Annotated in this window: 14 protein-coding genes; 6 read left to right on the top strand and 8 right to left on the bottom strand. The window is 45.8% G+C overall.

Annotated features, from left to right (window positions below; translation table 11 throughout):
• Window positions 1–80: 80 nt before the first annotated feature.
• A complete protein-coding gene (locus ACF8OV_RS19625) occupies window positions 81–1,082 on the bottom strand; it encodes a sugar-binding transcriptional regulator (protein ID WP_005463541.1) in 1,002 nt (333 codons plus the stop codon).
• Window positions 1,083–1,548: 466 nt separating this feature from the next.
• On the opposite strand from ACF8OV_RS19625, the gene tal reads away from it, so the two are divergent.
• Together tal and tkt are read left to right on the top strand one after the other, a co-directional pair.
• Window positions 1,549–2,499 carry a transaldolase gene (gene tal, locus ACF8OV_RS19620; protein ID WP_005463537.1) on the top strand — a complete coding sequence of 317 codons (951 nt, stop codon included), beginning with the start codon at window positions 1,549–1,551 and terminating at the stop codon, window positions 2,497–2,499.
• A 123-nt stretch (window positions 2,500–2,622) separates the two neighbouring features.
• On the top strand, window positions 2,623–4,614 hold the full coding sequence (gene tkt / locus ACF8OV_RS19615; RefSeq protein WP_071161587.1) for a transketolase: 1,992 nt from the start codon (window positions 2,623–2,625) through the stop codon (window positions 4,612–4,614).
• Between the two features lie 125 nt (window positions 4,615–4,739).
• Here tkt and ACF8OV_RS19610 read toward each other — a convergent pair whose 3' ends face one another.
• The 3 genes from ACF8OV_RS19610 to aroG all read right to left on the bottom strand — a co-directional run bounded on the left by ACF8OV_RS19610 (window position 4,740) and on the right by aroG (window position 8,906).
• On the bottom strand, window positions 4,740–6,308 hold the full coding sequence (locus tag ACF8OV_RS19610; RefSeq protein ID WP_203504484.1) for a PAS domain-containing methyl-accepting chemotaxis protein: 1,569 nt from the start codon (window positions 6,306–6,308) through the stop codon (window positions 4,740–4,742).
• Between the two features lie 218 nt (window positions 6,309–6,526).
• Window positions 6,527–7,699 (bottom strand): MFS transporter, encoded by a 1,173-nt coding sequence (locus tag ACF8OV_RS19605; RefSeq protein ID WP_203504482.1) that lies wholly within the window; start codon window positions 7,697–7,699, stop codon window positions 6,527–6,529.
• A gap of 154 nt (window positions 7,700–7,853) precedes the next feature.
• Window positions 7,854–8,906: a 3-deoxy-7-phosphoheptulonate synthase AroG gene (gene aroG / locus ACF8OV_RS19600; protein ID WP_005499266.1), complete on the bottom strand. Its 1,053-nt coding sequence runs from the start codon at window positions 8,904–8,906 to the stop codon at window positions 7,854–7,856.
• Window positions 8,907–9,367: 461 nt separating this feature from the next.
• Between aroG and ACF8OV_RS19595 the strand changes: the two genes are divergently transcribed.
• A complete protein-coding gene (locus ACF8OV_RS19595; RefSeq protein ID WP_005463527.1) occupies window positions 9,368–10,357 on the top strand; it encodes an OmpA family protein in 990 nt (329 codons plus the stop codon).
• Between the two features lie 132 nt (window positions 10,358–10,489).
• Here ACF8OV_RS19595 and ACF8OV_RS19590 read toward each other — a convergent pair whose 3' ends face one another.
• A complete protein-coding gene (locus ACF8OV_RS19590; RefSeq protein ID WP_203504480.1) occupies window positions 10,490–11,092 on the bottom strand; it encodes a beta-phosphoglucomutase family hydrolase in 603 nt (200 codons plus the stop codon).
• 76 nt (window positions 11,093–11,168) lie between these two features.
• Between ACF8OV_RS19590 and arfB the strand changes: the two genes are divergently transcribed.
• Both arfB and ACF8OV_RS19580 read left to right on the top strand, forming a co-directional pair.
• Window positions 11,169–11,555 carry an alternative ribosome rescue aminoacyl-tRNA hydrolase ArfB gene (gene arfB / locus ACF8OV_RS19585; protein ID WP_392404390.1) on the top strand — a complete coding sequence of 129 codons (387 nt, stop codon included), beginning with the start codon at window positions 11,169–11,171 and terminating at the stop codon, window positions 11,553–11,555.
• A gap of 128 nt (window positions 11,556–11,683) precedes the next feature.
• On the top strand, window positions 11,684–13,453 hold the full coding sequence (locus tag ACF8OV_RS19580) for a methyl-accepting chemotaxis protein (RefSeq protein WP_005485152.1): 1,770 nt from the start codon (window positions 11,684–11,686) through the stop codon (window positions 13,451–13,453).
• Window positions 13,454–13,564: 111 nt separating this feature from the next.
• Here ACF8OV_RS19580 and vmeZ read toward each other — a convergent pair whose 3' ends face one another.
• Together vmeZ and vmeY are read right to left on the bottom strand one after the other, a co-directional pair.
• Window positions 13,565–16,717 (bottom strand): multidrug efflux RND transporter permease subunit VmeZ, encoded by a 3,153-nt coding sequence (vmeZ, locus tag ACF8OV_RS19575; RefSeq protein WP_005463515.1) that lies wholly within the window; start codon window positions 16,715–16,717, stop codon window positions 13,565–13,567.
• A gap of 8 nt (window positions 16,718–16,725) precedes the next feature.
• Window positions 16,726–17,853 carry a multidrug efflux RND transporter periplasmic adaptor subunit VmeY gene (vmeY, locus tag ACF8OV_RS19570; protein WP_005477351.1) on the bottom strand — a complete coding sequence of 376 codons (1,128 nt, stop codon included), beginning with the start codon at window positions 17,851–17,853 and terminating at the stop codon, window positions 16,726–16,728.
• Between the two features lie 403 nt (window positions 17,854–18,256).
• On the opposite strand from vmeY, the gene ACF8OV_RS19565 reads away from it, so the two are divergent.
• Window positions 18,257–18,721 (top strand): dCMP deaminase family protein, encoded by a 465-nt coding sequence (locus ACF8OV_RS19565; RefSeq protein WP_005485131.1) that lies wholly within the window; start codon window positions 18,257–18,259, stop codon window positions 18,719–18,721.
• 96 nt (window positions 18,722–18,817) lie between these two features.
• Here ACF8OV_RS19565 and pepT read toward each other — a convergent pair whose 3' ends face one another.
• Window positions 18,818–20,047, bottom strand: a complete 1,230-nt coding sequence (gene pepT, locus ACF8OV_RS19560) for a peptidase T (RefSeq protein ID WP_025442605.1) — start codon at window positions 20,045–20,047, stop codon at window positions 18,818–18,820.
• Between the last annotated feature and the right edge of the window lie 32 nt (window positions 20,048–20,079).

Here is a 20,079-nt window from a genome sequence, read left to right as displayed (position 1 = left end):
TTTAACTTGAAAACGAAATCAGGCTGCGAGTCATTTATAAATCCTCGCAGCCTGATTACATAAGTTGCATATTATTTGTGCTAACTCTCAGATGCCGCGTTACCGTGCATCTGCTCATCCAAGTTCAATACTGTCAAAGCGTTGCTTACACTGGTAGCAATCACGTCGATTGCACCGGTACGTAACGCGCCAAGTAATGCAAGCGGTTTACTGTTTTCAGCAGCGATAGCAATCACTTCTGCGATTGGCCGAAACTCTTCAATTCCAAGGCCAATGACACGGTCACTCATTACGGTGTTGGCAACGTTACCGTGAATATCAAAGAAGTCATAACCTGCAAAGTCCCCTACTACACCTTGTTTTAGTCGGGATTGAACCACTTCATCTGGTGTAAACCACCCTAAATCGACCATGTAGCTGTTTTCGCTCATATCACCAATACCGACTAAAGCGACATCGGCTTTACGTGCCAAATCGAGCGTTTGTTTGACGGTCGCATTCTGCATGAACGCCATTTTTTGCTCGCGGTTTTCTGCATAAGCCGGCGCGTAAAGCGTTTCGGACGTTCCGCCGTACTTTTTAGCTAACTGACGACAAATGTGGTCAGCATTGTACATACCACCACGCGGGTGAATACCGCCGATACCACACACAAATTTGCAGTCTCGTGGGGTGATCACCCCAATATGATGAGCAACAGAAGAGACGTTACGCCCTTGTCCAACGGTCACCACCATGCCGTTTTTAAGCGTACTGGTGAGATAATTGGATACTAATCCCGATACCTGCAGTCGCTGCGCTTCTTCATTCGGTTGGTCAAGAGCGACAAGCGCGCGCTTTACGCCAAATCGCTCGATCAAACGTTGCTCAATCTTGGCGCTGAATACCGGGTGATATTTAACGGTGATTTCAACGATGCCTTCATCACGCGCTTGTTTGAGCATTCGCCCTACCTTCGCGCGTGAAATGGCAAATTTTCTCGATATCTCTTCCTGAGTCGCACCGTCCTGATAGTAGGCAACGGAGATCTCTGTCAACAAATCCGTGTTTTCAATGGAAATATCTTGGTTAGAACTGCTCATGTTTACTCTCGTCGTTTAAGAGGCCCGACATTGTATGCAATAAGTGAGCATCTGCTCATTGACTTAGCATATGTTCTCCATCAATTTAAACGCAACATTTGCTCACTGCAATAACATTTTCTCAGTGCAGCTTTTTGCTATTTCTAACAACGCTCAAGCATTGAGCAACAAGGGCAAACGTTTATTTGGGTTAACCGCTAAACACACAGTAAAAAAACGTTGATGAAGTTCACTATAAGTCGATTTCACCGATTGACTTTCGGCATAGATAGGATAAATATGAACACATCATTTACTCAGCTATCGATCAAATGTTCATAGCATTTGTTCGGTAACGAAATTTTCCGTAGTTGGCTGAGCAGATGTCTCATTAAACACGATGAGACGATTAGCTAACTCGCTTGCAAATGCACAAGCTGTGGCAACAAAAACCACGCTTAAGCCCATTTATATAGGATGATCGATTATGAGCAACAAGTTAGAGCAACTTCGTAAACTAACGACTGTAGTAGCAGACACTGGTGAAATTGATGCAATCAAAAAGTACCAGCCAGAAGACGCAACAACTAACCCTTCTCTTATCCTAAAAGCAGCTCAAATCGCAGAGTACGCACCTCTAATCGATGCTTCAATCGAATACGCTAAAGCACAGAGCAACGATAAAGCTCAACAAGTTCAAGACACTTGTGACATGCTTGCAGTAAACATCGGTAAAGAAATCCTAAAAACTATCCCAGGTCGTATCTCTACAGAAGTTGATGCTCGCCTATCTTACGATATGGAAGGCAGCGTAGCGAAAGCACGCCAACTAGTGAAAATGTACAACGATGCTGGCATCACTAACGACCGCATCCTTATCAAACTGGCGTCTACTTGGGAAGGTATCCGCGCAGCTGAAATCCTAGAGAAAGAAGGCATCAACTGTAACCTGACTCTTCTATTCTCATTCGCTCAAGCGCGTGCTTGTGCAGAAGCGGGCGTATTCCTAATCTCTCCATTCGTTGGCCGTATTATGGACTGGTACAAAGCGAAAGAAGGCCGCGACTTTGAAGCATCAGAAGATCCAGGCGTACTGTCTGTTACTAAGATCTACAACTACTACAAAGAGTACGGCTACAAAACGGTTGTTATGGGCGCAAGCTTCCGTAACATCGGTGAGATCCTAGAACTTGCTGGTTGTGACCGTCTAACTATCGCTCCTGCTCTACTTGCAGAACTAGAAGCTGCAGAAGGTGAAGTGGTTGAGAAGCTAGTTGATTCTAAAGGCGCAGCTGAGCGTCCAGCACCAATGACTCACGCTGAGTTCCTATGGGAACACAACCAAGACCCAATGGCTGTTGAGAAACTGGCAGAAGGCATCCGCAACTTCGCAGTTGACCAAGGCAAACTAGAAGCGATGATCGAAGCTAAGCTTTAATTGCTTACCAAGAGCGAGTAGCCCGTCTACTCGCTTTTAGCATCAACGCTCATTCAAGATTTTCTATTTGAACTTGTTTATACGAGTTCCCTCTATTTAAACACTTATCGAGAAGTAATCACTATGGATCGTAAATACCTAGCAAATGCAATCCGTGCGCTAAGCATGGACGGTGTTCAACAAGCTAACTCTGGCCACCCAGGCGCACCTATGGGTATGGCTGATATCGCTGAAGTTCTTTGGCGTTCTCACCTAAACCACAACCCATCAAACCCTGAATGGGCAGACCGCGACCGTTTTGTACTGTCTAACGGCCACGGCTCAATGCTAATTTACTCTCTACTGCACTTGAGCGGTTACGAGCTATCTATCGATGATCTGAAAAACTTCCGTCAGCTTCACTCTAAGACTCCAGGTCACCCAGAGTACGGCTACGCTCCTGGTATCGAGACAACAACGGGCCCTCTAGGCCAAGGCATCACCAACGCTGTTGGTATGGCAATGGCTGAGAAAGCGCTAGCAGCGCAATTCAACAAAGAAGGCCACGACATCGTTGACCACTTCACTTACGTGTTCATGGGCGACGGCTGTCTAATGGAAGGTATCTCGCACGAGGCATGTTCTCTTGCTGGTACGCTAGGCCTAGGCAAACTGATCGCATTCTGGGATGACAACGGCATCTCTATCGACGGTCACGTTGAAGGTTGGTTCTCTGACGATACACCTAAGCGTTTCGAAGCGTACGGTTGGCACGTAATCCCAGCAGTAGACGGTCACGATGCTGACGCAATCAACGCAGCGATTGAAGCTGCAAAAGCGGATCCTCGCCCTACTCTAATCTGTACTAAGACTATCATCGGTTTTGGTTCACCAAACAAATCAGGTTCACACGACTGTCACGGTGCACCACTAGGCGCTGAAGAAATTGCAGCGACACGTAAAGAACTAGGTTGGGAGCACGGTCCTTTTGAAATTCCGCAGGAAGTCTACGCAGAATGGTCAGCGAAAGAAACAGGCGCAGCTAAGGAAGCAGCGTGGAACGAGAAATTTGCAGCTTATGAAGCAGCGTACCCTGAGCTGGCAGCTGAATTTAAACGCCGCGTAAACGGTGAACTTCCAGCTGAGTGGGAAGAGAAAGCAAGCCAAATCATTGCAGATCTTCAAGCAAACCCAGCAAACATTGCGTCACGTAAAGCATCTCAAAACGCTCTAGAGGCATTTGGTGCTCTACTACCTGAATTCATGGGTGGCTCTGCTGACCTAGCGCCTTCTAACCTAACCATGTGGTCTGGTTCTAAGTCTCTAGAAGCGAACGACTTCTCTGGTAACTACATCCACTACGGTGTACGTGAATTTGGTATGACTGCTATTATGAACGGTATCGCACTACACGGCGGTTTCGTTCCTTACGGCGCAACATTCCTAATGTTCATGGAATACGCTCGCAACGCAATGCGTATGGCTGCTCTGATGAAAATTCAGAACATTCAAGTGTACACACACGATTCTATCGGTCTTGGCGAAGATGGCCCAACTCACCAACCAGTTGAGCAAATGGCGTCTCTACGTTTGACTCCAAACATGAACACATGGCGTCCATGTGACCAAGTTGAGTCTGCTGTAGCATGGAAACTAGCGATTGAACGTAAAGATGCACCAACAGCACTTATCTTCTCTCGTCAAAACCTAGCGCAACAACCACGTAGCGCTGAGCAAGTTGCAGACATCGCGAAAGGTGGTTACATCCTGAAAGACAGTGAAGGTAAGCCTGAGCTAATCCTAATCGCAACAGGTTCTGAAGTTGAGTTAGCAGTGAAAGCCGCTGAACAACTAACAGCAGAAGGTAAGAAAGTACGCGTGGTTTCAATGCCATCAACAGATGCATTCGACAAACAAGACGCAGCTTACCGTGAAGCAGTTCTACCATCAGACGTAACAGCACGTATCGCTATTGAAGCGGGCATCGCAGATTTCTGGTACAAGTACGTTGGTTTCGACGGTCGCATCATCGGTATGACAACGTTTGGTGAATCTGCGCCAGCTGACCAGTTGTTCGAAATGTTTGGTTTCACTGTAGAAAACGTAGTGAACACAGCAAAAGAACTGCTAGCGTAATTGCGTTAAAAGATAATCAGTTTTCTCTATTGCGAATTTGAAAACTGAAAAGCCCCGCCAGAAATGGCGGGGCTTTATTTTATCTCGAATTTGTTTGAGATGTTTGGCGTCGCTGAAAAGCAGCTTTACGACTGCTTATCTTCAAATCGAATCGCAAGCTGATAGAAATCCTGTACTTGTTCTTTCAACTGACGGCTGTTTTGCTCAACAGAATGCGTAGCTGCTAAGTTTTGCTCTGCGGTCGACGCAATAGAATGAATGTGCTGGTTTACATCGCTAGATAGCTTTAACTGGTTATTCGCCGCTTCTGCCACATCAACCATCAAACCACTCATGCTTTGCATCATCTGTTCAACTTCAGACAAACGCAGCGCGCTTTGCTCAGCAACTTGAGAACAGGCATCGGTTTGCTCTTTGTTTGCCAAAATATCTTTCTGCCAACCTTCTATCGTCGAAAGCATGGCGGAGATAGACGCTTGAATTTGCTCCGTCGCATTCGACGTACGTCCAGACAGTGCGCGAACTTCATCAGCAACAACAGCAAAACCACGACCTTGCTCACCTGCCCTTGCTGCTTCGATCGCCGCGTTCAGCGCCAGCAAGTTGGTCTGCTCTGCGATGCCACCGATTTCAACCATCAAATGATTCACTTTCTGTGCCTGATCGCTCAGTTGATACGTCGTTTCCGTTGCTTTTTCAGCTTGAAGACTCAATTGCGCTAGGTTGGTATGCGTTTGATCGATCGTCACTTTGGCCATCATGCATGACTTCAAGGTGTCATCAATCAGCATATGCGCATCGTTAGTGCTTGAAGATACCGAATTCGCTGAAGATTCCACTTCTTGCGTCGCATCTCGCACGCGTCGAATATCACTGTTTTGTTGGTTCAACGCGGCTGAAACCTCGGCCGTTGTTTGACTGAGTTCTTCAGCGCAATTTTGCAGTGGTAGCGCCGAATCGGTCATTCTTCCCAATACGGTTCGAATCCTTGCAGACAACATTTTGATATGGAAATCAGCAATCGAAAATGCGCTATTGCCTGAATAGATCAAACGGCTCACGCTGTCATACTGCTTTTGCAGCTTTTTGAGCTGTTGCGGCGTATCAATCAACTCTTGGCGGAACAATAACGCTAAAACGCTCGCTGGTAATGCACTTGCAAGCCAAGCAAGCGGACCTTCAACAGATAGTGCGTACGCTGCGGCAGGTGCAGTTAATGCACCCAGTAGAATCGCATAGCGAACCGTTTCGTTAATTTTTAACGACCAGGTTCTACCCGCTTTCTCGGCGGCTAGCATCCCCTTGTAAGCTTTTGCAGCAATATCCACCCATTCACGCTTAGGCTTAACGCGCACAGATTGATAACCGACAACTTGGTTTTTTTCATAGATAGGCGTTACGTAGGCATCTACCCAGTAATAACCGCCAGATTTGGTGCTGTTTTTAACCATACCTCGCCACGCTTTGCCTTCTTTAAGGCGTGCCCACATATCACCAAAAGCGGCTTTAGGCATGTCACTATGACGGACGATATTATGATTCTGACCGACTAACTCCTCGTGCGTGTATTCTGCAACGCGACAAAACGCGTCATTGCAATAAGTAATAACGCCTTTTAAGTTAGTGGTCGAAACGAGTTCTTCAAGTTCTCCGACGAGGGTTTCTTGAGCTTTATGAGAAAAATTGGCTGACATAGACGATACTTCTATAATTTTTATTAGTTTTCGGCGAGATGTATACAGGATTATTGTTTTTATTACAAAATGTTAGATAAAAAGTATTATCAATACGACATTTTTAGTGTGGGAATTATCATCACTGGCAGAAATTTGCGCGTTACCAGTCAAAATTTGAGCTAATAAACAAAAAACTCAGCGTTCATATGCTGAGTTTTTCTGTGACAGGTTGAAAGTTAGGCTATTTGGGATTCTGTTTTGTTATCCGTTTTCATCGCAAAGATCACAATCACGAGCAATACGAACGGAAGAACATACAAGTTCAGGTTTTGCCAACCGACTGTCGATTCAAGCCAGCCAGAAAGTAAGGCAGTAATGGTGACACAGCTGAACACGAAGAACTCATTAAACGCCTGTGCTTTGCTGCGGTTTTTCGCTTCGTAACTTTGGCTAAACAGCCCCGTTGCAGCGATAAACATGAAGTTCCAACCTACGCCCAACAAAACTAAGGCAAGGCTAAAGTGCCAAATGGACACACCATGAATGTTAATCCCTATACAAGCAATAAACAGCACACCTCCCGCTAGGATCATTTTCTTTGCGCCGAACTGCTCAATTAATCGACCAGTAATAAAGGCCGGAGCGAACATGCCGAGCACGTGCCACTCAATCACACCTGCGGCTTTGTCGAAATCGAAACCACAACCAATCATCGCCAAAGGCGTAGCTGTCATTAGAATATTCATCACCGCATAAGCCACCATTGCCGCTAACACAGCAATCATAAAGTTCGGGCGTCTTATGATGTCACTAATAGTATCTGCTTTAACATGCGACAGCTGAGTATGCGTTGGCGGGAACCGAATCGTTTGAAGCAATACAAGCGCGGTGATGTAGAGAACAATCAGGACAGAAAAAGCACTCGTATATAAACCATCGTCTGACCATTGTTGCGAATACACCGCTAAGTTCGGACCGAGAATAGCCGCTAATACCCCACCCGCCATAGATATTGAAATTGCTCTGTGTCTTGCCGATTCTTCACACACTTCTATTGCAGCAAAACGATAGAGCGTGCCAAAGCCGATTCCGACACCGAGCAAAAACGTAGAAAAACAGAATAGATAAAAGGTTTGTTGGCTTAACGCGTACGTCGCCAAACTTGCGCCCACGATGCCGATGAGGTTACCTAGGCTAAAGCCCAAACGACGACCGAGTTTCCCCATAATCAATGATGCAGGTATCGTTGCCGCCATTAAACCGAGAAACTGCAGTGCGACAGGCAAAGTAATAAAGCTCGGTGACGGGGCAAGTGTTTTGCCAATGAGCGCGATCACCGAGATCAAGAGAATGTTTCCTGTCATCAAGAGTGCTTGGCACAACGATAACAACCATACGTTACGATTCAAATCCATTTCCTTTGGTTAAAATTCCTTCAAACAACATATAGGAAAGACCGCGTAATAGAAAGAGATGCGATTAATTCTCAATAAAAAGAGCCAGAGACATAGTGCCTCTGGCTCTTTAAGTACTCGCTTGTTAAAAATGTTCTTGCTGCTGAGCTTATTTGCTACGGCGCGCCTTTACTGCTTCAGAAAGCTGACGAAGTACCGTTTCTGTATCGTCCCAGCCGATACATGCATCAGTAATCGACTGACCGTAAGTTGCCGCTTTACCATCCACTAAATCTTGGCGGCCTTCAACCAAATGAGACTCGATCATCACGCCAAAGATTGCATCTTCACCACCAGCGATTTGCTCTGATACATCATCAGACACAAGCATTTGACGTTTGAACTGCTTAGAGCTGTTCGCGTGGCTAAAATCGATCATCACTTTCTTCGGTAGACCTGCCGCGTCCAACTCGTCTTTGATTTGAGCAACGTGTGCTGCACTGTAGTTTGGTTCTTTACCACCACGTAAAATGATGTGGCAGTCTGGGTTACCTGCGGTTTCAACAATCGCTGAATGACCGTACTTCGTTACCGATAGGAAATGGTGAGAAGCGCTTGCAGAACGAATAGCATCACTCGCGATTTTAATGTTACCGTCAGTACCGTTTTTGAAACCAACCGGGCAAGAAAGACCAGAAGCAAGTTCGCGGTGAACTTGCGATTCCGTCGTGCGTGCACCAATCGCGCCCCAGCTGATCAAATCCGCAACGTATTGAGGCGTAATCATGTCTAGGAATTCACTCGCTGTTGGTAGGCCCATGTCAGTGAGATCCAAAAGCAGCTTACGTCCAATACGAAGACCGTCATTTAGCTTAAATGTGTCGTTCAGGTATGGGTCGTTGATCAAACCTTTCCAGCCTACTGTCGTGCGTGGTTTTTCAAAGTAAACACGCATCACAACTTCCAGTTGCTCACCAAGTTCATCACGCAACACTTTCAGCTTTTTGCCGTATTCAACTGCAGCTGCAGGGTCATGGATAGAGCAAGGACCAACGATCACAAGTAAACGATCATCTTTTCCTTCAAGAATATTGTGAATGGCATTACGGCAATCAAAAGTGGTCGAAGAAGCGGTTTCGGTCGCTGGGAACTTCTCTAGAACTGCAACAGGGGGCAATAACTCTTTTACTCTATTAATTCTTACATCATCAGTTTGAAACATTACTTCTACTTCCTGGTTGTTATTTCCGACCCAATTTTTGCCAACTGTACTCATTGCAACATTGTTCACAAAGTGAGCAGCAACAAGGGCTCCGGTGATTATCTGTCTATCGTTCCAATTAACTTATCGGCTTCCCCATAGACTTGCAATCACTTTTTGCAAATAAATGCAAACAAATTACAACCGTTAACTATCTCGCACATCGTAAAATAATGTTTACACGAAAAAGTTCAAAATAATCATCAATTTTCTTATGACACTAAAAATCTTTACTACAATGTAAGAAATATCAGAAGTTTGTGAGGTGTTATTGGGTAATAAATGTTGATCAAGTTCAAAGATATTGTTGCTTGATGTGAAATCATTAGAATATTGAACTAATTTCTTATAAACGCTGGTTTTTTCTAAATTTTTGATAAAACAAAGTAGAAGTTAATATGCAATCAATACAAGGAAACATTATGAACAAAGTAGCAATTGCAGTAGCAGCAGTGGTAGCTGGTAGTAGCGCGCTTTTAAACTCTGCTCAAGCTGAAATGTATATCGGGGGCAAAGTGGGCATGACTACACTTGACGATGCTTGCTATCTAAATAGCCCTTGTGATGATGAAGCTTTTGGTGCCGGACTACATATCGGTTATGACTTTACCGATTTCATCGGTCTAGAGTACGGTGTCGATTTCTTAGGCGACTACAAAGCGAACTTTAAGTCAGGAGCTAGTACAGTTGATACGATCGACGGCAATTTAACGGCTTTAACACTTGCACCTAAATTCAACTGGCATCTAAACGATTCTTGGAACTTATTCGCTAAGATCGGTGGTGCGTACATGATGTCTGAAGACGAAAAAGATTTCGTTGCAACAGGCTCACTAGGTGCTGAATATTCGATTGATAGAAACTGGAGTGTTCGCGCTGAGTACCAACGTTACCAAGATATGTCGGATGACGTTTGGGACGATATGGACGCAAACTTCTTCGGTATCGGCGTTAACTACAAATTCGCGGCTGCGCCAGTGGTTGCTGCTGTTGTAACAGAAGAAGTAGTTGAGCCAGATCCAGAACCAGTACTAATGAGCAAAGTTCACAAAGAAGAGTACGGTACAGGCACGTTTGAGTTCGACAGTGCGAAACTTACTGAGTCTGTTTCTGAACGTCTAGACAACTTTGTTTCATTCCTAAACGAATACCCACAAGCTCAAGTTGAAATCACAGGTTACACTGATAGCTCAGGTCCTGCGGCTTACAACCAAAAACTGTCTGAGCGTCGTGCTCAAGCTGTGGCAGATTACATCACTGGCGCTGGTATCGATGCTGATCGCCTGACAGTGAAAGGTATGGGTGAAGAGAATCCAGTAGCTGACAACAGCACTCGTGAAGGTCGTGAGAAAAACCGTCGCGTAGAAGTTGTGGTTCCTTCGTTCGAATACCAAGAGATGGTTCAACCATAATCTGAATGTTCACACATTCTCATCAAAAGGGGTGCGCTTGCACCCCTTTTCACTTTCAGGATTTTTGGACTTTTATGATGGAAATAAAATCAAGAAATGAAGATTCAAGCATCATCCATCGATAGTAAGCACTTATCTCTTCGGATAAAAAACGAGATTATTTCCTTCGACCATGACACAGTCCATCCCAGCAGAATGAGCTGCACGTTTACCCAATTCTGTATCTTCAAAAACCAGACAGTTTTGCGCGTCAATCCCTAATCTATCTGCGGCTAATAGAAAAGTATCCGGACATGGTTTGTGATTTTCGACATCACTAGCCGTCACAACGGCATCAAGCTTGTCGATCAACCCTGCATGACTGAGCAGACGCATCGCACTTTCTCGCTGACTTCCCGTTCCGACCGCAATTTTCTTTTGGCCTAAATATTCGTCAAGAACAATGCCTGTGCACTGGATGACCTCGCCCTGCAATTCCATCTCGGCAAACGTCTCCATTTTGAATTTTGAAACCGTTTGAGGATCTAGAGATAACCCATAATGACGATTCAACTCAGCAACAATTTTAAAACTCGGCATTCCGCCTAAGCTGTGTAACCACTCCTGACAAAAGGGAAAATCAAATCGGTCAGCCGTTGCTTGCCAAGCCGCAAGGTGGGCAGGCATGGTATCAATCAAGGTACCATCCATATCGAAGATGAATCCTTCGTATGGCCTAAAATCAATCGTGCTCATGTCTTTTCTTCTATTTGTACATCTGTAGTGTTAATTTATCAGCTCTTTCAATCGTCCTTATCGGCATTTGCTTATCATGCTCAAAATTTCGAACTCCGTCACACTTCAAGAATGGGAAATACAATTAACGCCCATTAGAGCTCAAGGAAATGGCGGACAGAACGTTAACAAGGTAGCGACTGCCATACATCTGCGCTTCGATATACACCATTCAAGTTTACCGGAATTCTACAAAGAGCGATTACTTGCACTTTCTGATAGCCGTATCACTAAAGATGGTGTGGTGATCATTAAAGCGCAACAGTTTCGCACACAAGAAAAAAACAAAGAGGATGCGCTAAATCGCCTACAAGAGTTGATTAAAGCTGCCGCCTTACAAGATAAGAAGCGCATTAAAACAAAACCAACCCGCGCTTCACAACGCCGCCGACTTGATAGTAAGAACAAGCAGGGGGCAAAATAACAGCAACGTAAAAAGGTGCTGTATTAAGGCATGTCACTTTCACGACATGTTAGTTGAACAACGTTTGCTAGCCCTTGGAAATCTGATTGGATTTCTCTTTTTTAGTCACTTATTCAGGAAACAACAATATGACTATTAGGCAAAAACTCTACTTCCTCGGAGTTATCGCCATTTTAGGCATTGTGACCCTTTTGGGTACCTCATCTCATTTCGCAAATCAGAGCAATGAACTCAACCACGCAGTAAAACTTGTCGGTGATTTAGAAATACGCTTACTCAACTTGCGACGTAATGAGAAAGACTTTTTACTTCGCAGCAATGTCAAATACTTAGATAAATTTGATAGCAATGTTGATAAGTTTTTAAGCACCGAGAAAGAGCTCGCTCAAATCCTAAACCGATACGACCTACCCTCAAGTCAGCGTTTCAAACAGGATTTACTCGCTTATCAAAAAGGTTTCCAAGCATTAGTTTCCGCTTCTCAAAAGTATGGCCTAGACAAAGAAAGTGGCATTCTTGCGCGTTACGAAAACCTGCTACTTGAAGCAAAGAAAAGCGCCGACCATCAGCAAATCCTTTCTCTTATCCAGTTTGATAATGCGGTGAAAATGGGCGAATTTGACGCAAGCAAACTGTCTGACCTATACGTTCCAGAACTGTTAGAGTCAGCGAAACAACTTGCAGCTCAAAAACAAGTCATTGGTGTGGCGTACAACAAAGGTTTACTGGGCGAAACTCGCGCGCTATCTCACGCCGTGGAAGAGCAGTTTGAAGCTTTCTCATCATCGATTGATTCTGCCGCAACCCAACGCGATGAAAAAATGGCAAGCATCAAGCAAGCCATTACGGCGTTCATCTTAGTAGTGATTTTTGCGCTGATTTGGCAAATTTCTCGCTCTATCAACGTTCGAGTTGGCAGCTTGCTAGCAACGATTAAAAACATCAGCGAAAGCAATAACATGGGCTTGCGCTCTGATCTTGCTGGTAAGGATGAACTATTTGATATCAGCCACCACCTCAACGATCTGCTCGAAAAGCTAGAGCGTTTGATCCACAACACACAAGAAAAATCGATGCAGTTAACAGCGAGCACGGACAACATGCATCGTGAGCTTGAAGGTGTTATGGAACAGTTCCACGCACAGACTGATCACACCGCCTCTATGGCGACGGCCGTGCAGCAGATGGTTGCCACTATCGGTGAAATTTCTGAAAGTACATCGGTTGCGGTTGAAGGTGTTCACCAAGCCGCGACTAACGCCGAACAAGGTCGCTCTGTCGTAGAAATGACCGTGACGAATGTTGGCCAGCTGACGGGTATTCTATCGAACAGCCAACAGTCTATCGGCTCATTGAACCAACACGTCGATAAAATTGGCGGTGCGGTGAACATCATTCAAGACATTGCTGAACAAACGAACTTGCTTGCACTTAACGCGGCTATCGAAGCGGCTCGAGCGGGTGAGCAAGGACGTGGATTTGCCGTGGTTGCAGATGAAGTTCGCGCTCTTGCGAGCCGTACACATCAATCAACGGAAGAGATCACGCGAGTGGTGATGGACATCCAAGCGCAGATGTCGATGGTGGTTTCCGATATTGATCAATGTAACGAACAAGGTCAGCAAACCCTGAGTGCATCTGAACAATTAGACGCAAGCCTCCAGCAAATCATCACGGACATGCACGCGATTCAAGGCAACTCAGAGCGCATTGCTTCTGCGATTGAAGAGCAAGGCATTGTGATGAACCAAGTTAGCGACTCAATCACTGAGCTGAACGTCATCTCTGAAAACAACATGCACTCCGCGCAAGAATGTTTGCATGAAGTGAACTCAGTGTCGGCTCAAGCACACGATATGGATGAAGCGGTAGCCGAGTTTAAGACTCGCTTAAAGTAATCTACTAGTAGATTCGTTAATCCAATAAGAAAGCCCGAAGCGAATGAATGCTTCGGGCTTTTTGTTTTCTATTTAGGCTCAGTATCAGCTCAGCCCAAATCGTGTCGGTAGTTATTCATCATCAAGCGGCACAAGCTTTGTATTGCCGCCATGAATCTTCTCACGTTGTCTCTGTACCAGAGCGTAGAAGCCCGGAATCAAGAACGTACCCGCAAGAAGCACACATAATAGACCACCAATCAGAGACACTCCGAGCGAGTTTTGACTCACATGACCCGCGCCAGCGGCGAAGATCAACGGGAAAATCCCCAAGATAAACGACCAAGACGTCATGTTCACCGCACGAAAACGTAGCGTACCGCCTTTTACGGCTGCGTCATCGATGGCAACGTCTTTCTCTTCACGCTCTTGCTTCGCGAACTCCACAATCAAAATGGCGTTCTTCGCAGCCAAGGCTATAAGGAGAACGAGACCAATCTGAGCGTACAAGTTTAATGGTGTGCCCGTTAAGTTCAGCGCAAGGAAGGAGCCTAGCGTTGCAACAGGTACCACCAAAATGATCGCCAAAGGAATACTCCAACTTTCGTACTGCGCCACCATGAACAAGTAAATGAAGATCAACGCCAACGCAAATGCGTAAATGGCTTGGTTCCCGGCAAGCACTTCTTGGTACGCCATGCCTGTCCATTCGTAGGTATAGCCCTGTGGTAGAACTTCAGCAGCAACGCGTTCCATCGCTGCAATTGCATCACCACTTGAGTAACCCGGAGCTGGTTGGCCTTGAATGATGGCACTACGGTACATGTTGTATCGCCATGCCACATCAGGTTCGAATACTTGCTCGTAGCTGACTAGCGTGCTTAATGGCACCATTTCCCCCATCGAAGAGCGAACATGGAAACGTTCCAAATCTTGCATGCCACTACGGTGTTGACTGTCCGCTTGCATGGTTACGCGGAAGTTCTTACCAAACATGGTGAAGTCATTCACGTAAAGCGAACCTAAGTTGCCTTGCAAAGTTTGGAAGATAGACGACAGCGAAATGCCAAGTTGTTGCGCTTTCTCGCGGTCAATATCCACATAGTAATGCGGTACGTTCGCGCGGAATGTACTAAAGGTGTACGCGATCTCAGGAGCTTGGTTTGCTGCCTGAATCATCTCCCCCATCACCATCGACAAGTCAGTGCGACTACGACCTAACGTATCTTCCAATACAAATTCAAAACCGGAAGCAGCGCCCATCCCCGGAACGGCAGGCGGCCCCATCGCAAACACGACAGCTTGAGGTAATTCCATTGCAGCTCGACCATTGATGCGAGCTGCTATCGCATTGGCAGAATGTTCACCACCTAGCGAGTTACGCGTTTCCCAATCATGCAACTTGATGAACAGCGAAGCACCGTTTGACGCCGCAGCTCCAGTCATAAACGAAAAGCCGTTTGCAACCGTTACGCCATCTACACCGGGTTCTTCCTCGATCATTTTCATCAAGTCGCTCGTCACCTCTTCTGTACGAGACAGAGAAGCAGAATCAGGCAACTGAACGTTGACCAGCAAAATACCTTTATCTTCTTGAGGAACGAATGCCGTTGACGTCGTCTTCGCGAAGAAAGACACCGCAGCAACCGCAACGATGAAGAACGTAACCAATAACAGAGATTTCTTAACAAGGAAGCCTGCAACTTGGCCGTAACGCGTAGTAACACGCTCTAGACCACGGTTGAATGCTTGGAACCAGTTAGCCGTGTTGCCGCCACCTTGTTTTAATACCAATGAACAAAGAGCCGGTGACAGCGTTAGCGCGTTGATTGACGAAATCACAACCGAAATACAGATCGTCAATGCGAACTGACGATACATGATGCCAGTAATACCCGGAAGCATCGCGACAGGTAGGAATACCGCCAACAGAACCAACGTTGAGGTAATGATTGGCCCAGTCACCTCTTTCATCGCTAGCAACGTTGCTTTACGAGGTGAAATGGTTGGATCTTTCGCCATCGTGGTATCAACGTTTTCGATAACCAGAATCGCGTCATCCACCACGATACCAATCGCGAGAATCAAACCGAACAAGGTTACCGTGTTGATGGTGAATCCTGTCGCTTGCATGATGGCAAACGTACCAATCAACGAAACTGGAATCGCGACCACTGGAATTAACGTTGCTCGCGCACTGCCCAAGAATAGGTAGGTTACGGCAATAACCAGTAGAATCGCTTCGACAAGTGTTTTTACCACGCCTTTGATCGACTCAGCGACGAACACAGTCGTGTCGTAGCTGGTTTCGTAAGTCATACCTTCAGGGAAGTTTTCGCTCAAGCGTTCAAGCAGTTCCATTACCGCTTTACCACTTTCTAATGCGTTTGCATCAGACTGAAGTGACAGAGCGACAATCGAAGCATCTTGTCCACGGAACTTACCGTTACCATCGTAGAACTTCTTACCCAGTTCAACACGTGCAACATCTTTTAGATAAACCGTAGAGCCATTTGGATTGGCACGAAGAACAACGTTTTCAAACTCGCTCACACTTTCTAAGCGACCTTTCGTCACTAGGTTAAACTGCACTTCTTGCGGGTTATTGTACGGCGCGGCACCAACACGGCCAGCAGCAACCTGGACGTTTTGCTCCGCTAAAGCAGCATATACATCCGATGTCGTTAGCTTGAGGTTGGCCATTTTTTCTGGGTCCAACCACACACGCATCGCGTATTCACCACCACCAATTACATTTACTTCGCTGATGCCTTTCGCACGCGCCAACTGATCTTTTACGTTCAAGTTGATGTAGTTAATTAAGAATTGGTCATCGTACTTGCCGTCTGGTGAATAGAAGTTCAGAACCATCAATAGGTCAGGAGAACGCTTTTTCACCGTCACGCCGACCATGCGCACTTCCTGAGGCAGTTTTGACTCAATCTGTGACACTCGGTTTTGCACGTTCACCTGCGCCATATCTGGGTCGGTACCAACATCAAACGTAACGTTTAAGCTGTACGAACCATCGTTAGCACTTTTCGAAGACATGTAAATCATGTTTTCTACGCCGTTCACCGATGTCTCTATCGGATCGGCGATGGCCTGTTCAACCACTTCGGCACTTGCGCCAGTGTAGTACGCCGTTACGCTAACCGACGGTGGACTAATTTGCGGATATTCAGCCACTGGCAAAATCGCTAGCGAAATGGCACCAGCCAACGTCAGGATGATCGAAATGACCAGCGCGAACTTAGGTCTTTGTATAAAGAAACGACTTAACATGCGACCTCCTACTGTTTGTCTTCAGTTGGAGTTTGAACACGCACTTCTACGCCATTACGAACACGCTGTAGACCTTGTGTGATAACAGCTTCACCTTTCTCAAGACCTTCGCGAATGATAATGCCCTGCTCGACTTGCGGGCCAAGTTCTACATTGCGACGTTCAGCGACGTTGCCTTCCGTTGTCACCATCACGAAGTCACCTTCTAGGTCAGTTTGCACCGCACGACGAGGCACGACGATGACATCTCGCGTATTCTTATCACGTAAGTTGACTTTGATGTGCTGGCCCGGAAGCAGTTTGTGTTCTGGGTTTGGCACCAACGCACGCATAGCAATCGTGCCTGTTTTGGTATCAATACGGTTGCCCAAGAAATCAAGCTGACCTAGGTGTTCGAAAAACCGGCCGTTTTCTAGCTCTAGTTGCACTTCCACACCGTTCGACTCGGCCGAACCATCGCCTTTAATTCGATCCATGCCCATCGCTAAACGCTCACGTTCACTGACGCTAAACGAAGTGTGCACAGGGTCTAGGCTCACGAGCGTCGTCAGCACACCTGAAGATGGAGAAACCAGATCACCAGTACTCACTTTAGTGTCGCTAATACGACCACTAAACGGCGCTCGGATTTGCGTGTACGAAAGGTTGACTTCTGCAAGTTTAAGCTGTGCATTCGCGGCTTCTAGTTCTGCACGCGCGCCTAGCAATGTTGCTGTCAACGCATCAAATTCCGATTGGGAGATGCTTCCACGAGGAAGCAGGTTTTTACCACGTTGGTGATCAAGCTCTGCCTTTTTAAGCGAAGCTTTTGCTTGTGCTAACGCTGCTTTCGCACTTGCCACTTGTGCTTCAAAAGAAGAAGGTTCAATAGAATAAAGAAGCTGACCTTTTTCTACCATTTGTCCTTCTTCAAAATGACGAGCTTGTAAATAGCCTGAAATCTGTGCTGTGATATTGGTATCTTCTACCGCCTCAATGCGACCGATATATGATTTACTCGGTTGGTAGTCGATTACCGTGACATCCTGAGTTACGACAAGAGGCGCTTGGCTCTCTCTTTGGGCATTATTCGCTTCTCCGCATCCTGCAAGGATAGCTGTAGCCGCCATTAATGCGACAAGTGGTTTCTTTTGCATGTATTTACCGTCTTTATAGAACAGGATATTGTTGAAAACACACTAACCTTACAGACAGTAGATTCCGAATTCTCCTACATAAATTGTGTAAAATGTTTCTAAATGTAATTAATTGAAACGAGCCGAAATAAAGTTGATGCATTTGAAATCATTTTCAGATCTTCATTCACCCCACAATATAAGCAACCTCTAATCATCAATGTGATGTATGACTCATTCGTTTGCAATTTTGACCAATAAACTCATCAATAAAGGCGGAATTGTTGCTTAGAGCTGAACAAACTCTCCCCGATTAACCATGAAAACGAATCGCTTTCACTGTAATGCTCGTATTTCGACTATTTTTTTAAAAAAAATGGGTTATCATTCAGATAATTCAAAGCCTTCGACCGAGAGGATGAGCATGATTTCTAAATGGGCGAAACGTTTTTACCAAATGGCTGAACTGGTGGCGTCTTGGAGTAAAGACCCTTCAACGCAGGTAGGTGCGGTGATCACTAAACAGAACCGCATTGTTTCTGTTGGCTTTAACGGTTATCCACACGGTGTTTCGGACAGTGTAGACACCGACGAACGTGAACTGAAATACTTAAAAACTCTGCATGCAGAAGAGAACGCAATTCTCTTTTCAAAACGCGATTTGGATGGTTGTGACATTTGGGTAACGCACTTCCCGTGCCCAAACTGCGCTGCAAAGATCATTCAAACAGGTATTTCGCGCGTTCACTGCCCAGAACAGTCTGAAGACTTTCTATCTCGCTGGGGAGATAAAATCCAAGTGAGCCAAGATATGTTTGATCAGGCGGGTGTTGAGGTAGATTGGCTACCGCTAGACGACATCAATTTCGAGGATAAAGACGTTCGTTAGTCCTTCCCAAAACTACAAAGCCCAGACACACAAATTGTCTGGGCTTTTTTGTATCGATGTCACCCATTCAATTGAATTGAGTGGGTGAACGTTCCATCAACCGTGTTTTTTAGCGGTAAGTTCAGCGATTTTTACAATCACAAGGACAGATTTTTCCATCATCTCTACAGAGATAAATTCATGGATACCATGAAAGTTGAAACCACCGGTGAAGATGTTAGGGCAAGGCAATCCCATAAAGGATAACCGCGCGCCATCCGTACCACCACGAATCGGTTTGATCAACGGTTCAACATCACAAGCTTCCATTGCCTGTTTCGCTAATTCGATAATGTGAGGGTACGGCTCAACCATTTCGCGCATGTTGTAGTAACTGTCGGTAATGTTAAGTTCGACAGAACCGTGTTTCAGACCTGCGTTCATTTCATCGACAAGTTTTTGCATTAGCGCCTTACGCTCTTCTAACCCTTCACGGTCAAAATCGCGAATGATGTAACCAAGCTCACTGCGGGCGATACCCAGTTCTCCCGATTTCAGATGGAAGAAACCCTCATACCCATCGGTAGTTTCAGGGGTTTGGTCTGCTGGCATTTTAACTTGGAATTGCGCCGCTAAATTCATCGCATTGACCATTTTGCCTTTAGCCGTACCTGGATGAACGCTTACGCCATGGAAAATCACATCGGCGCTTGCCGCATTGAAGTTCTCATATTCAAGTTCGCCTTGTGGCCCACCATCGATAGTGTAAGCCCATTTCGCGCCAAACTTCTCAACATCAAACAAATCTGCACCACGACCGATTTCTTCATCCGGCGTAAAACCGATACAAATGTCACCATGAGGAATGTCTGGATTCTCAATCAACATCGCGATCGCAGACAAAATTTCTGCGATGCCCGCTTTGTTGTCCGCGCCAAGCAACGTTGTGCCATCGGTGGTAATCAAATTGTGGCCGTGTAGGTTGTGCAAGTCCGGGTACTGAACCGGAGACAACACTTCGTCTCCCAACCCAAGAGCAATATCGCCACCTTGATAGTCTTCAACAAATTGCGGATTTACATTCTTACCAGACGCATCTGGTGCAGTATCCATGTGGGCGATAAAGCCGATTGGTGGAACATCGTAATCAACATTCGACGGCAGTTTTGCCATCAAGTAACCGTGTTCATCTAAAGTCACATCGCTCAAACCAAGATCTAGCATCTCTTGTTTCAACAACTCTGCAAAAACGAGTTGGCCAGGTGAGCTTGGGCATTGGGCAGCATGGGGATTTGATTGGGTGTCAAACGTGACGTAGCGAAGGAATCTTTCGACTAAATGCTTCATATTTATTCTCATTGTTCTAAGCGATAAACACC

Origin of the sequence: Vibrio sp. GLN_1, assembly GCF_043106015.1 — a bacterium.
Classification (GTDB): Bacteria; Pseudomonadota; Gammaproteobacteria; order Enterobacterales; family Vibrionaceae; genus Vibrio; species Vibrio parahaemolyticus.
The sequence above is the reverse complement of the archived record's forward strand: the minus strand, read 5'-3'. Positions and strand labels throughout refer to the sequence as shown.

Bases quoted from the DNA above. Each gene is read 5' to 3' on its own strand.
- ACF8OV_RS19625 (WP_005463541.1), bottom strand. From the start codon at position 1,082: ATGAGCAGTTCTAACCAAGATATTTCCATTGAAAACACGGATTTGTTG.
- tal (WP_005463537.1), top strand. From the start codon at position 1,549: ATGAGCAACAAGTTAGAGCAACTTCGTAAACTAACGACTGTAGTAGCA.
- tkt (WP_071161587.1), top strand. From the start codon at position 2,623: ATGGATCGTAAATACCTAGCAAATGCAATCCGTGCGCTAAGCATGGAC.
- ACF8OV_RS19610 (WP_203504484.1), bottom strand. From the start codon at position 6,308: ATGTCAGCCAATTTTTCTCATAAAGCTCAAGAAACCCTCGTCGGAGAA.
- aroG (WP_005499266.1), bottom strand. From the start codon at position 8,906: ATGTTTCAAACTGATGATGTAAGAATTAATAGAGTAAAAGAGTTATTG.
- ACF8OV_RS19595 (WP_005463527.1), top strand. From the start codon at position 9,368: ATGAACAAAGTAGCAATTGCAGTAGCAGCAGTGGTAGCTGGTAGTAGC.
- ACF8OV_RS19590 (WP_203504480.1), bottom strand. From the start codon at position 11,092: ATGAGCACGATTGATTTTAGGCCATACGAAGGATTCATCTTCGATATG.
- arfB (WP_392404390.1), top strand. From the start codon at position 11,169: ATGCTCAAAATTTCGAACTCCGTCACACTTCAAGAATGGGAAATACAA.
- ACF8OV_RS19580 (WP_005485152.1), top strand. From the start codon at position 11,684: ATGACTATTAGGCAAAAACTCTACTTCCTCGGAGTTATCGCCATTTTA.
- vmeZ (WP_005463515.1), bottom strand. From the start codon at position 16,717: ATGTTAAGTCGTTTCTTTATACAAAGACCTAAGTTCGCGCTGGTCATT.
- vmeY (WP_005477351.1), bottom strand. From the start codon at position 17,853: ATGCAAAAGAAACCACTTGTCGCATTAATGGCGGCTACAGCTATCCTT.
- ACF8OV_RS19565 (WP_005485131.1), top strand. From the start codon at position 18,257: ATGATTTCTAAATGGGCGAAACGTTTTTACCAAATGGCTGAACTGGTG.
- pepT (WP_025442605.1), bottom strand. From the start codon at position 20,047: ATGAAGCATTTAGTCGAAAGATTCCTTCGCTACGTCACGTTTGACACC.